Source organism: Mycobacterium sp. SA01, from assembly GCF_041287105.1.
Classification (GTDB): domain Bacteria; phylum Actinomycetota; class Actinomycetes; order Mycobacteriales; family Mycobacteriaceae; genus Mycobacterium.
This window is the reverse complement of the sequence record NZ_JBGGNO010000017.1, coordinates 147,386-159,477: the sequence shown is the minus strand read 5'-3', so window position 1 is coordinate 159,477 and position 12,092 is coordinate 147,386. Positions and strand designations below refer to the sequence as shown.

At 68.3% G+C, this 12,092-nt stretch carries 11 protein-coding genes; 7 read left to right on the top strand and 4 right to left on the bottom strand.

Annotated features, from left to right (window positions below):
• The first annotated feature begins 533 nt into the window (after positions 1-533).
• The 3 genes from AB4879_RS10870 (at position 534) to AB4879_RS10860 (ending at position 3,215) form a co-directional block, all read left to right on the top strand.
• Entirely contained in the window at positions 534-1,523 is a 990-nt protein-coding gene (locus AB4879_RS10870) for an LLM class F420-dependent oxidoreductase (RefSeq protein ID WP_370507591.1), read from the top strand.
• 109 nt (positions 1,524-1,632) lie between these two features.
• A complete protein-coding gene (locus AB4879_RS10865) occupies positions 1,633-2,064 on the top strand; it encodes a Zn-ribbon domain-containing OB-fold protein (protein ID WP_370507590.1) in 432 nt (143 codons plus the stop codon).
• Between the two features lie 5 nt (positions 2,065-2,069).
• Positions 2,070-3,215: a thiolase family protein gene (locus tag AB4879_RS10860; RefSeq protein ID WP_370507589.1), complete on the top strand. Its 1,146-nt coding sequence runs from the start codon at positions 2,070-2,072 to the stop codon at positions 3,213-3,215.
• Between the two features lie 7 nt (positions 3,216-3,222).
• On the opposite strand, the gene AB4879_RS10855 is transcribed toward AB4879_RS10860, so the two are convergent.
• The 3 genes from AB4879_RS10855 to AB4879_RS10845 all read right to left on the bottom strand — a co-directional run bounded on the left by AB4879_RS10855 (position 3,223) and on the right by AB4879_RS10845 (position 9,064).
• Entirely contained in the window at positions 3,223-4,950 is a 1,728-nt protein-coding gene (locus AB4879_RS10855; RefSeq protein ID WP_370507588.1) for a PE-PPE domain-containing protein, read from the bottom strand.
• Positions 4,951-5,107: 157 nt separating this feature from the next.
• Complete coding sequence (locus AB4879_RS10850) at positions 5,108-6,757, bottom strand: DNA repair helicase XPB (RefSeq protein WP_036341363.1); 1,650 nt, start codon at positions 6,755-6,757, stop codon at positions 5,108-5,110.
• A gap of 9 nt (positions 6,758-6,766) precedes the next feature.
• Positions 6,767-9,064 carry a helicase-associated domain-containing protein gene (locus tag AB4879_RS10845; RefSeq protein WP_370507587.1) on the bottom strand — a complete coding sequence of 766 codons (2,298 nt, stop codon included), beginning with the start codon at positions 9,062-9,064 and terminating at the stop codon, positions 6,767-6,769.
• 65 nt (positions 9,065-9,129) lie between these two features.
• Between AB4879_RS10845 and AB4879_RS10840 the strand changes: the two genes are divergently transcribed.
• From AB4879_RS10840 to AB4879_RS10825, 4 genes are read left to right on the top strand one after another with little or no spacing between them, the layout of a single operon-like run.
• Positions 9,130-9,312 carry a hypothetical protein gene (locus tag AB4879_RS10840; RefSeq protein ID WP_036341358.1) on the top strand — a complete coding sequence of 61 codons (183 nt, stop codon included), beginning with the start codon at positions 9,130-9,132 and terminating at the stop codon, positions 9,310-9,312.
• Between the two features lie 3 nt (positions 9,313-9,315).
• On the top strand, positions 9,316-9,804 hold the full coding sequence (gene moaC, locus AB4879_RS10835) for a cyclic pyranopterin monophosphate synthase MoaC (RefSeq protein ID WP_370507586.1): 489 nt from the start codon (positions 9,316-9,318) through the stop codon (positions 9,802-9,804).
• On the top strand, positions 9,801-10,277 hold the full coding sequence (locus tag AB4879_RS10830) for a molybdenum cofactor biosynthesis protein B (RefSeq protein WP_102808791.1): 477 nt from the start codon (positions 9,801-9,803) through the stop codon (positions 10,275-10,277). The genes moaC and AB4879_RS10830 overlap by 4 nt, the downstream gene beginning before the upstream one ends.
• The gene (locus AB4879_RS10825; protein WP_102808790.1) at positions 10,277-10,702 is read left to right on the top strand and encodes a molybdenum cofactor biosynthesis protein MoaE; all 426 of its coding nucleotides are present in this window, start codon (positions 10,277-10,279) and stop codon (positions 10,700-10,702) included. Before AB4879_RS10830 ends, AB4879_RS10825 begins: the two co-directional genes overlap by 1 nt.
• 4 nt (positions 10,703-10,706) lie before the next feature.
• Here the strand turns inward: AB4879_RS10825 and AB4879_RS10820 are convergent, their stop codons facing one another.
• Positions 10,707-12,089, bottom strand: a complete 1,383-nt coding sequence (locus AB4879_RS10820) for a transglycosylase family protein (RefSeq protein WP_370507585.1) — start codon at positions 12,087-12,089, stop codon at positions 10,707-10,709.
• Between the last annotated feature and the right edge of the window lie 3 nt (positions 12,090-12,092).

The following is a 12,092-nucleotide window of genomic DNA, read 5'->3' as shown; positions in this document are numbered from 1 at the left end:
CTGCTGCAAAATCGCAAATCCGCTACCTGAACTTTCGGATGCCTGTGACCTGGGATAAATGTCGGAGCAGTCAGTAAGAGCAAACTAACATGCGTTCGCGCGTATGCCGACTTGTGACCTCAGTTGCTGAGCGAATTGCCCTATTCGGCACTTGGCGCACCATTTGCCGCCAATGCGGTTTTCATTGACGGCGCCTGATCTGGCGGTATGTCCAAAGTGGATAGCGGAACCGATGTTCGCGATTCATTTGCCTGCGCGATCAAGAATTTTTGCTGTATTGCGTCGTCTCAGCTTGCTCTCAGCTAGTTTTTGCGGTGTGATGGGCATTACGCCAGGGGAATGAGGAGGCAAGGGGGAGCATTGGCCCCTCCCGTATGGGAGGGGCCGATTGCCGTCAAGGGGCCTTAACTCCTCCGACCGGACCGGGATAGCTGCGCCGGGTGCACGTCATCGTCACGGACACGACCGAGCCCTCCCGGTTGCCGCCGATTGCGCTCTGGTCGGGTGGCGCGCTCGTCCGTAGAGTCGGGCCCATGCGCTTCGGACTGTTCATCCCGCAGGGCTGGCGACTGGATCTGGCCGGCATTCCCACTGAAAAGCACTGGCAGGTAATGCGTGATCTGGCCGATCATGCCGATGCGGGTCCATGGGATTCGCTCTGGGTCTACGACCACTTTCATACCGTGCCGATCCCGACCGATGAGGCCACCCACGAGGCGTGGACGCTGATGGCGGCCTACGCGGCGACCACTTCCCGGATCAAGCTCGGCCAGATGTGCACGGCGATGAGCTATCGCAACCCCGTCTACCTGGCCAAAGTCGCCGCCACCACCGACATCATCTCCGGCGGCCGCGTGCAGATGGGCATCGGCGGCGGCTGGTACGAGCATGAATGGCGGGCCTACGGCTACGGCTTCCCCTCCGCCGGCGTGCGGTTGGCCCGGCTCGACGAGGGTGTCCAGATCATGCGAGACGCGTGGCGGGACGGGAAAGTGAGCTTCGCGGGCAAGCAGTATCAGGTCGACGGGGCGATCGTTGCGCCGAAGCCCTTGCAGGAGAGCGGGATTCCGCTGTGGATCGCCGGCGGTGGCGAGAAGGTGACGCTCAAGATCGCGGCGAAGTACGCGCAGTACACCAACTTCACCTCCGAGCCGGACGGGTTCGCGCACAAGTCGCAGGTGCTCGCCGAGCACTGCCGCGAGGTTGGAACGGACTTCGGCGCCATCGTCCGCTCGGCCAACGTCAACGCGATCCTCGGCACGTCGGCCGACGACGTCACGGCGCGGGTCAAGCGAGTCCGCGACCGGCTGGCCGGGGTCTGCGGTGATGCGGCCGCCGACGCGATGATGACGACGGTCAGTGCGCCGGGATCGGCTGCGGGTACGCCCGAGCAGGTCATCGAGAGCCTGACGGCGCTGCGCGACCTGGGCTGCGAGTACGCCATCTGCTACTTCCCGGAGGCGGCCTACGACCGGTCCGGCATTGAACTGTTCGAGCGTGAGGTGATGCCCGCGCTCATGTGAGCCCGGGGTGTCCGAGAAGGGCGTGCATTCAAATGAGAATGCGGTTTCCATTCGTGGCCAACAGTGTTGTACGATCCGGCTACCGATTTGGACTACGAAGGATGCCGCTATGCAAAAGGCCCTGGCGCCCGAAATCTCCACTTGGCCCGCTGACAACCCGCAGCTGATCGGCAGTGAATGTGCCAGCTGTTCGGCCGTGGTCTTTCCGAGCCAGGACCGGTGCCCGCGGTGCAGCGCGGGCGGCATGAACGAGGTCAAGCTGCCGCGGCGGGGCACCTTGGTCGCCTGGACCACGCAGGGCTTCCCGCCCGGTGCCCCCTACATCGGCCCCACCGGCAAGGATTTCGTGCCGTTCGGCGTCGGCCTGGTGCAACTCGGCCAGGGGGACGATGCCGTGGTGCGCGTCGAAGCTCGGCTCACCGAGAACGACCCGGAGAAATTGAAGTGGGGCATGGACGTCGAACTCACGATGATCCCGTTCGCGACCGACGCCGACGGCAATGAGGTCGTCACGTTCGCCTTCGCACCGGTGGGGGCGTGAGCGGCATGAGCAATGACGTTGCGATCATCGGTGTCGGCCTGCATCCGTTCGGCCGATTCGACAAGACCGCCATGCAGATGGGTGCCGAGGCGATCGAGCTGGCACTGCAGGATTCGGGTGCGCAGTGGAAGGACATCCAGTTCGGTTTCGGCGGCAGCTATGAGGTGTCCAATCCCGATGCCGTGACCCGCCTGGTCGGCCTGACCGGCATCACGTTCACCAACGTCTTCAATGCCTGCGCCACCGCGGCAAGCGCGATCCAGCAGACCGCGGACACGATCCGGCTCGGCAAATACGACATCGGCATCGCGGTGGGCCTGGACAAGCACCCTCGCGGCGCGTTCACCGACGACCCGGCCAAGCTGGCGCTGCCGCAGTGGTATGCCGAGAACGGGCAGTTCGTCACCACGAAGTTCTTCGGTATCAAGGCCAACCGGTACATCCACGATCACGGCATCTCCGAGGAGACGCTGGCACGGGTGGCCAACAAGAACTTCCGCAACGGTGCAATGAATCCGAATGCCTTCCGTCGCAAGGAGATCTCCGTGGAGGAGATCATGGCGTCGCCGGTGCTGAACTACCCGCTGCGGCAGTACATGTTCTGCGCTCCCGACGAGGGCGCCGCCGCGGTCATCATGTGCCGGGCCGACATCGCGCACCGCTTCACCGACAAGCCGGTCTACGTGCGCGCCAGTGAGATTCGTACCCGGACCTTCGGCGCCTACGAGGTGCACGGCACCTCGGCCCCGCTCGACGAGGACGTGTCGCCGACCGTCTATGCCGCCAAGGCGGCCTACGAGGAGGCCGGGATCGGTCCCGAGGACATCGACATCGCGCAGCTGCAGGACACCGATGCCGGTGCGGAGATCATCCACATGGCCGAGACCGGTCTGTGCGCCGACGGCGAGCAGGAGAAGCTGCTGGCCGACGGGGCCACCGAGATCCACGGCTCGCTGCCGATCAACACCGATGGTGGCCTGATCGCCAACGGTGAGCCGATCGGGGCGTCGGGTCTGCGGCAGATGCACGAGCTGGTGCGCCAGCTGCGCGGCGAGGCGGGCGAGCGTCAGGTGCCGGGCAACCCGCGGGTGGGCTTGGCGCAGGTGTACGGCGCGCCCGGAACCGCCTCGGCGACAATACTTTCGCTCTAGCAGGCGCCTACACGTCGGTTTGCTTGCCGAAGGCGCCTTCGACGGCCTGCAAGATCACCAGCACCTCGATCAGGCCGGCCGTGGTGATGAGGCCGACGTTCGCCGCGAGTGGCCGGCCGATGGCGTTGATCAGCCCGGTGATCGGATCACCGCTGATCGACTGCTTGATCCCGTCCAGGAACAGGTTCACGTCGTAGGCGGGCAGCATGGTCGTCAGCGCGTTGACGATGTCGGCGGTCGGAAGCAGAGCCGCATACCCTGACGCCGCGGCATTCGAAATGACCGCGGCGAGAGTGGAAATGGCCTTCTGCACATCGGTGATGACGTCCGTGGGGGTGGGCAGAGCCGCCGGGGTGAGCGTCGGCATCCGCAGGGCCGCGAGTTCGGAATGCATCACACCGCCCGGGCTGACGTCGGCCACGAAGTCGGTGATGCCTTGTGCGATACCGGCCATGAAGAGTTGTCCGACTTCAGCCCAGTTGACGTTCGGAATGAACCCGAACGGCGCAGCCACGTTGGCATACCCCTCGTTGGACCAGCCGTACTTGGGGTCGCCGTAGCCGAGATTGACGATGACCTTCAACGCGGGCTGCAGCAGATCGGCGATGGGTGTGCCGATCACCGGCAACAGCCGAAGAGGTTCCAGCAGCGGCAGGTTCTCGGTCGGGATGATGTAGTACTTCTGGCTCGGATCGGTGGTCGGCAACGCGATCGCCGCATCGACCTGCGCTTGGGTGAGTTGAGCGTATTTGGTGTGGACGAACACGATGCCGAGGCCGGCGTTGAGGTCGGCCAAGAAGTTGAGCGGGTACCGCGGGAAATCGGCGAACCCGTCGTATTCCAGCGTGTAATTGGTCAGCGGGAAGGCGTTTTCGGGTGTTGCGCCATAGAAGTCCAGTCCGAGGCTGGGCAGCTTCAACCCAGGGAACCGCGACAGAAAGCCTCCGTTGGGGTTCATCTCGTTGCCGACCAGCACGAAGTTCACCGGCGTATTCGACGGCAGCTGACTCATGATCAGCGAGGAGATGATCGCGCTCTGCGAGTAACCGAACACCGTCGCGGTGTTGCCGGCCGCGACCTGCTCGGCGATTGTGGCGGCGAGTATTTGAATACCTTGCTGCACAGACACATTCAACGGCAGGCTCTTCACCCCGGTGATCGGGTACAACCCTTCGGGGGTGTCCAATTGGAACGGGATGGAACCCGGGTACGACGGCGCGATGTAAAGATTGAAGACGCTCTGGATGTAGCTCGGCTTGGGGATCGGAACACCGCTGGGCCCCATGATCACCGCGGTGTTCTGCGCGGCGGCGGCCTGCACCAAGCCTTCCGGCGCCAGCGACGTCGCCGCGGCTGGGCGGGCCGAGATGCCGGTGTCGCGACGGGTGTAGGCCAACGCCGCCAGCTCCAGCGGCGAACCGGCCGGCGGCGTCTGTGGTGCCGACGGATCCGACTGCGCCGTTGGTGTCGCGGTGGCGGTCGGCACCGAGGTGATCGATTGGGCCCGAACGATCGACGATGGCCGCGACCGCCCGGACGCGGCCTTCGGGGCAGTGCGCTTGGCGGGGCCCGTGGCGGTCTGACTGGACCCGGACCGGGCGGAGCCGGCATGGGCCGAGGAGCCCCCCGAGTCGGTACCGTCCGCCCAGGCTGTCGCACCACCGAAAGCCGCGGCACCCACTCCCAACGCAACCGCCAACCCGCCAACTCGCCCGATGAAGCCCGCTGCGCGCACGCTCTACCCCTTGTTTGTCACCCGACCACGTGTCCTGGCGAAGACTAACCCGTCGCCGCGAGGTTCGCTGTCACATTCGTTTCGCGAACGCAGCGCGCAGGTCAACGGACGACGAATTGTTGCTGTCGGGTATGACGGGCAACGTTTGGTGAAGCGCTCAGAGGGCCGGGCCGAGCAAGTCGTCGGCGTCCTTGATGATGTAGCCGTAGCCCTGCTCGGCCAGGAACCGCTGCCGGTGCGCGGCGTACTCGGCATCCAGGCTGTCGCGGGAGACCACGGAATAGAACACCGCCCCGCCGCCGTCGTGCTTGGGACGAAGCAGCCGGCCCAGCCGCTGGGCCTCTTCCTGGCGTGAACCGAATGTTCCCGAAACCTGAACGGCCACTGAGGCTTCCGGCAGGTCGATGGAGAAGTTTGCCACCTTGGACACCACCAGGGTCTTGACCTCGCCGCGGCGGAAGGCGTCGAAGAGCTCTTCGCGCTCGGCGTTCTTCGTCGAACCCTGGATCACCGGAGCACCCAACTCGGTGCCGAGCTCGTCGAGCTGGTCCAGGTAGGCACCGATTACCAGCGTCGGCTCTCCGTCATGCTTGGCCAGGATGGACTTCACCACCGCGATCTTCGAGTGCGCGGTCGAGCAGAGCTTGTAGCGCTCGTCCGGTTCGGCGACCGCGTACAACATCCGCTCGTTGTCGGTCATCGTCACGCGCACCTCGATGCACTCCGCCGGGGCGATCCAGCCCTGAGCCTCGATGTCCTTCCACGGTGCGTCGTAGCGCTTGGGACCGATCAGGCTGAACACGTCGCCCTCCCGGCCGTCCTCGCGGATCAGCGTCGCCGTCAGACCCAGCCGGCGGCGGGACTGCAGATCGGCCGTCATCCGGAACACCGGTGCGGGCAGCAGGTGGACCTCGTCGTAGATGATCAGGCCCCAGTCCCGGCTGTCGAACAGCTCCAGATGTTTGTACTCGCCCTTGGTACGGCGGGTGATCACCTGATACGTGGCGATGGTGACGGGCCGGATCTCCTTGCGCTCCCCGGAGTACTCGCCGATCTCCTCCTCGGTCAGCGACGTCCGCGCGATCAGCTCACGCTTCCACTGCCGGCCCGCGACAGTGTTGGTGACCAGGATCAGGGTCGTCGCACCGGCTTTGGCCATCGCCGCCGCGCCCACCAGCGTCTTACCCGCGCCGCACGGCAGGACCACCACACCCGAGCCGCCGTCCCAGAACGAATCGGCGGCCATCTGCTGGTAGTCGCGCAGTTCCCAGCCGTCCTGGTCGAGGTCGATCGGGTGGGCCTCGCCGTCGACGTAGCCGGCCAGGTCCTCGGCCGGCCAACCGATTTTGAGCAGCATCTGCTTGATCCGGCCGCGCTCACTGGGATGGACGATCACGGTGTCGTCATCGATCCGCGCGCCGAGCATCGGGTTGATCTTCTTGTTGCGCAACACCTCTTCGAGCACCGCCCGGTCGAGGCTGACCAGCGTCAGGCCGTGCGCGGGATGCTTCACCAGCTGCAGTCGGCCGTACCGTGCCATCGTGTCGACGATGTCCACCAGCAGCGGCTGCGGCACGGCATAACGCGAGAAGCTGACCAGCGCATCGACCACCTGCTCGGCGTCATGACCGGCGGCGCGGGCATTCCACAACGCCAGCGGAGTGATGCGGTAGGTGTGGATGTGCTCCGGGGCGCGTTCGAGCTCCGCGAACGGGGCGATCGCGGACCGGGCCGCACCGGCAAGCTCGTGGTCGACTTCGAGCAGCACGGTCTTGTCGGACTGCACGATGAGGGGGCCGTCTGTCATAACGCTCCATTATCCAGCGTCGGCCGACATCACCGACGTCACGCGATGCACCGCGAACTCCCGCGGGCGGCCCTGAGCGGGATCCCAGGCCATCAGCTGACCTCCGCTGACGGTGAGCGGGCGCACCACCCGCTGGGTGGCCACCCCGGCCGCGTCGACATAACCGATCACCACGTCTTTTTGTTCCATGGCTGCCTGCTGCAACAGGGCCATCGACACCGCCGGATCCAGGCGGACGTTGGCGAACGGGGTGGTCGAATCCATTCGCCGCAGCACGGCCACCACCGAGGCCAGGGTGTCCGTGCTCGGCTTGGGCAACGCGCGGAACGGCCGACGGTGTTGCGGTGTGGCCACCCGCGCACCGCGCTGCCGCAGATCGACGATCGCCCCCGAGGAGTCCTCGGCGGCCGGCGCGAAACCCGCCGCACGCAACGCCGCGAGCACATCGCCGATCGGGGCCTGTGACACCGCCACCGTGGGCGCCAGCAGTCGCACCTCGAGGTGTTCCAAAGCCGGCGCGGCGACCGCATGGGCGAGCAGTGTCGGGTCCTCGCAGCGCAGGAACGACGACGCCATCCCGACCCGCAGCTGGCCGTGCCGACGGGCGACATCGTTGATCAGATACGTCAAGCCCTGGGGGACAGGTGTTTTCGAGTGCCGCTCGAAGAAGGTGTGAAGTCCACCCGCGGTGCGCCCGGTGTCCAGGGCGTGCCGGATCGAGGCTTCGCTGACCCGGTACACCATGGCGGCACCGGCCGATTCCACCGCGGCCACCGCCGCCAGCTCATCGGCAAGGTCGCGCTGCAGCGGCCCGGGCACCACAACGGTGAGGTCGGCCTGCACCAGGAAATGGTCGATCGGTGCGGGCAGCGCCATGCTCATCGCGTCGATCGCGGCGTCCTCATCGCCTGCGAGCAGCACCCGCGCCGGCGTGCTCAGCGCGCCTCGGCCGATCAGGCCCACGGCGTGCGCCTCGTCGAGCAGATGCGCGACGGGTTCGGGCTGCAACCGGGCGGCCCACCGCGGCCGGCGCCAGATCAGGGCCCGCGAGGCGTGCGGCGCGTCCACGCCGGAGCCCGGTGGCAGCTCGGCGAGCAGTTCCAGCAGCAGTCGGCGATCCAGCGGGGCGGCCGTCGAGTACAGCGAATCAGACAGTGCGGCATAGGGTTTGCCATCGGGGCCGCGGCTGCCGATCAGGCCCGGGCGCGACGGCAGGTCCAGCCAGCTGCTGGCCAGCAGATACCAGCGGGCAGCGGTGGGCGTCTCCATGAATCGGTCCGCGGCCACCGTCGGCGTCCAGTACGGGCTCGCGCCATCCTGGGGTTCCGGGTCGGGTGTCCCGCTGGCGATCAGGCCGGCCGCCGAGCTGATCTCGAGGACCAGCCCGAGGCGTTGTTCGTCGATTCCGGTCAGTTTGGTCAGCCGCTTGGCTTCGCGCACCCCCAGCCCGCCGCTACGCAGCTCGGGAACCGGTGCAGCAGAGAGGGTTTCGATGACCAGTTCGATCTCGCGGATCAAGTCGAGGACGGCGCCTGCCGCGGCGGCGTCGACATCGGCGATGGTGGTGGTGCCGGACACCGGGTCGGGTGCGGTCAGACTCACCGGACCCGGCTCCTCACCGCGCAGCACCTGACCGACCTGCCGCGGCAGGATCACCGTCTCGGCGTCGAGCTGCCGCAGCAGTCCGGCCGCCAGCAGCCGCGGCACGGGCCGGTCGGCCGGTGCGCCCGGTGCGGCGTCACGGGTTCGGCCCACCGGGGACCCCATCAGCAGCCGGTCCAGCAATTCGAGCTGGGGGTCGTCGAGGGCGTCGATCGCGGCGGAGATCTCCGCGGCCGTGCGGGAGGAGTCCTCGCCGATCGCCTGGCCGGGATACCAGGGCAGTCCCGCGGCCGCCTCGGCCGACACCCGCACCTCGCTGTCGCCCCACACCAGCGCGCGCTCACGCAGGTCGTCAAGGGCGGACAAGATCGACTTCTCGTCGGCGCGATCGCCGACGAGGGCGACCAATTTGGCCACCGGAGTGGCCGCGGTCTCGGCGTGCAGCACGATCAGGGCGTCGAGAACGGCGAGCCGGAGGTAGTCCAGCTCGTCGGTGGCGGCCTTGACCGATTGCCGGGCCACCGCGCGGGCCGCCAGCGCGGCGATGCTGCCGGGGGCCGGCTGGGCAAGATCCGGTCGCAGTTCCAGCAGGCGGATCAACCGGTCGTCAGGCAGATCGGCCAGCCAGGCGCCGAGCGGCACACCAGGGCTGTCTTCCCGGGTCGCTTCGCTCCTGCTCGCCGGCCGCCCGGACTGTGCACTCATTGTTGACCAGCGTAAAACAGCCGCCTGTGTGCACAAGCCGGGCCGGTAGATGACAGAATGTTGCCGTGGCTGAGAAGAAGACAAGGTATGTCGACAATGGCTGGCCAACCAGCGACCCCGACGACCACGCCGTGAGCGAGCTGGCTGCCGACCGGACCGGCGCGCTGTCCCCGTTCGGCGACATCACGTTCCCGTTGCCGGCCTCTGACCTGCCGTACCTGCACCCGGTCACCGTCGTCAACAAGTAACCGGTGACCGACGGACCGCAGCGCCGCCTCTCGCACCTCGACGAGCACGGTGCGGCGCATATGGTCGATGTCACCGACAAGGCCGCCACCACGCGCACCGCGGTGGCGGCCGGATCCGTTCACACCACCGCCGAGGTGGTCGAGCTGATCACGGCGGGCGGCCTGCCCAAGGGCGACGCCCTCGCGACCGCGCGGGTGGCCGGGATCCTGGCCGCCAAGCGCACATCCGATCTGATCCCGCTGTGCCACCACCTCGCCCTGACCGGGGTCGACATCGAGTTCGCGATCGGTGACACCGTCGTCGGCGTGACCGCCTCGGTGCGCACCACCGACCGCACCGGGGTCGAGATGGAGGCCCTGACCGCCGTGAGCGTCGCCGCCCTGACGCTGTACGACATGATCAAGGCCGTCGACCCCGCCGCGCGCCTCGAGGACATCCGGGTGCTGCGCAAGGAGGGCGGTAAGACCGGCCTGTGGGTGCGCGAGCCATGACGCGGTCCGCACGGGTCGTGATCGCCTCCACCCGGGCGGCGACCGGTGTCTACGAAGACCGGACCGGCCCAATCGTCGTCGCCTGGCTCGCCGAGCGCGGCTTCGACGTACCCGACGCCAGCGTGGTGGTGGACGGGAGCGCCGTCGGGGACGCGTTGCGCATGGCGATCGACGCGGGAGCCGACGTCGTCATCACCTCCGGTGGCACCGGAATTTCACCGACCGACGCCACCCCGGAGGCGACCCTCGGCGTTCTCGACTACCAGATCCCCGGCCTGGCCGACGCCATCCGCCGGTCCGGTCTGCCGACGGTGCCGACATCGGTGCTGTCTCGCGGGGTGTGCGGTGTCGCGGGCCGCACACTGGTGATCAACCTGCCCGGCTCGACGGGCGGGGTGCGCGACGGCCTGTCGGTGCTCGCCGATGTGCTCGACCACGCGTTGGACCAACTGTCCGGAGGGGACCACCGCTGATGACACGCATTCTGCGGGCCGCGCTCGTCGAGGGTCCGATCTCGCTTACCGAGCACGAAGAGCTGGTCGCCGACGAGGCCGCCGGCGCGGTGGTGGGCTTCTCCGGGGTGGTGCGAAACCACGACGGCGGCCGCGACGTGGTGCGGCTGGAGTACTCCGCGCACCCGCTGGCCGAGCAGACCTTGTTCGAGGCGGTTGCCGAGGTGGCCGGGAAAGCCACCGGCGTGCGGGCGATCGCCGCCAGCCACCGGGTCGGCGTGCTGCACATCGGAGACGCCGCGCTGGTAGCCGCCGTGGCGGCCGACCACCGGCAGGCGGCGTTCCAGGCGTGCGCCCTGCTCGTCGACACCGTCAAAGAGCGGCTACCGGTGTGGAAGCACCAGTTTTTCGCCGACGGAACCGACGAGTGGGTGAACTCGGCGTGATCGCTTACTGAGCCGGAGCCGGTGCGGGGGCAGCCGGAACCAGCGGCGCGTTCGGATCGGCCGGTGCCGGCGCCGGGGCCGGCGCGGGCGCGTTCGGATCACCGGGCGGGGTGCCCATGCTCGGATCGTTGGTCACCGGGGTGTTCATCGGACGCTGGGTCAGGGCCAGGAGCGCGTCGCCCTTGCTGACCTGCTGCGTCTGGATGGCGTGCCACAGTTCCTTGAGGTACGTGACATTCGGGCCGTCCTGCGGGCCTTCCGGCTGATCGCTGGTGCCCGGCGGCAGGTTCTCCGGGCTCGACAGGTGCGGCACACCGTCAGGCAGCTGTCCTGTCGGGCTGGCGGCAACCGCGTCGGTGCCCGGGGCGGGCGCCGACGCGGGATCGGCCGGCGCTGGGGCGGGGGCAGGGGCCGGCGGCAGGGTCGGCGGAACCGCGGGATCGGCCGGAGCCTGCGGGACGAAGTGAATCGACGCCGCCTGGACGGTGACGGTCTGCTCGTCAGGGTTTGCCGGCGCCTCGGGGGCGGGCGCCTGCAGGGCGGTGTCGATCACCGGCGCGGCGGCCGGCGGGGCGACATCCTGAGCGGCCGGGACGACGTCCGGTTGCGGAGCAGGCGGCAGATCGGCGGGTGCCGGCGGCAGATCTTGGGGTGCCGGCGGGAGATCGGCGGGTGCCGGGGGCAGATCTTGCGGGGCCGGCGGGAGATCGGCGGGTGCCGGAGGCAGATCCTGCGGCGCCGGCGGCATGTCCTGCGGGGCCGGTGGGAGATCCTGCGGGGCCGGGGGCAGATCGGCGGGTGCCGGCGGGAGATCCTGCGGTGCCGGGGGCAGATCGGCGGGTGCCGGGGGGAGGTCCTGCGGGGCCGGGGGCATGTCCTGCGGCGCGGGCGGCATGTCCTGGGGTGCCGGCGGGAGATCTGCCGGAGCATCCGGTGCCGGAGCGTCCGGCGCGGGGGCCTCGAAACCGGCGGGCTGAATCTGAGCGTCTTCGGGAGTGGGCTCGTTCACCACATTGCGCGGGGTCGCACCCGACAAGCCGCGTCCGCACACCGGCCAGGCGCCGCGGCCCTGGCTCGCCAGGACGCGCTCGGCGATGGCGATCTGCTGGTCCTTGCTGGCCATGTTCGCGGCGGGGGCGTACTGACCGCCGCCGTGCGCGGACCAGGTGCTGGGGGAGAACTGCAGGCCACCCTGGTAACCGTTGCCGGTGTTGATGCCCCAGTTTCCGCCGGACTCACAACGGGCAACCTGATCCCATTCGGCATCCGGGGCCGCTTGGGCCTGGCTGGCGAAGGCGAGGCTGCCGCCTCCGATCACCGCACCGGTGACCGCGATCTTGGCGACGCTGACTGACGATGAAGTGGGCTTGCGATGCCGTCCACTCATATG

Coding starts and splice junctions, on each gene's coding strand:
- AB4879_RS10870 (WP_370507591.1), top strand. CDS start 534: ATGCGCTTCGGACTGTTCATCCCGCAGGGCTGGCGACTGGATCTGGCC.
- AB4879_RS10865 (WP_370507590.1), top strand. CDS start 1,633: ATGCAAAAGGCCCTGGCGCCCGAAATCTCCACTTGGCCCGCTGACAAC.
- AB4879_RS10860 (WP_370507589.1), top strand. CDS start 2,070: ATGAGCAATGACGTTGCGATCATCGGTGTCGGCCTGCATCCGTTCGGC.
- AB4879_RS10850 (WP_036341363.1), bottom strand. CDS start 6,757: ATGACAGACGGCCCCCTCATCGTGCAGTCCGACAAGACCGTGCTGCTC.
- AB4879_RS10845 (WP_370507587.1), bottom strand. CDS start 9,064: ATGAGTGCACAGTCCGGGCGGCCGGCGAGCAGGAGCGAAGCGACCCGG.
- AB4879_RS10830 (WP_102808791.1), top strand. CDS start 9,801: ATGACGCGGTCCGCACGGGTCGTGATCGCCTCCACCCGGGCGGCGACC.
- AB4879_RS10825 (WP_102808790.1), top strand. CDS start 10,277: ATGACACGCATTCTGCGGGCCGCGCTCGTCGAGGGTCCGATCTCGCTT.
- AB4879_RS10820 (WP_370507585.1), bottom strand. CDS start 12,089: ATGAGTGGACGGCATCGCAAGCCCACTTCATCGTCAGTCAGCGTCGCC.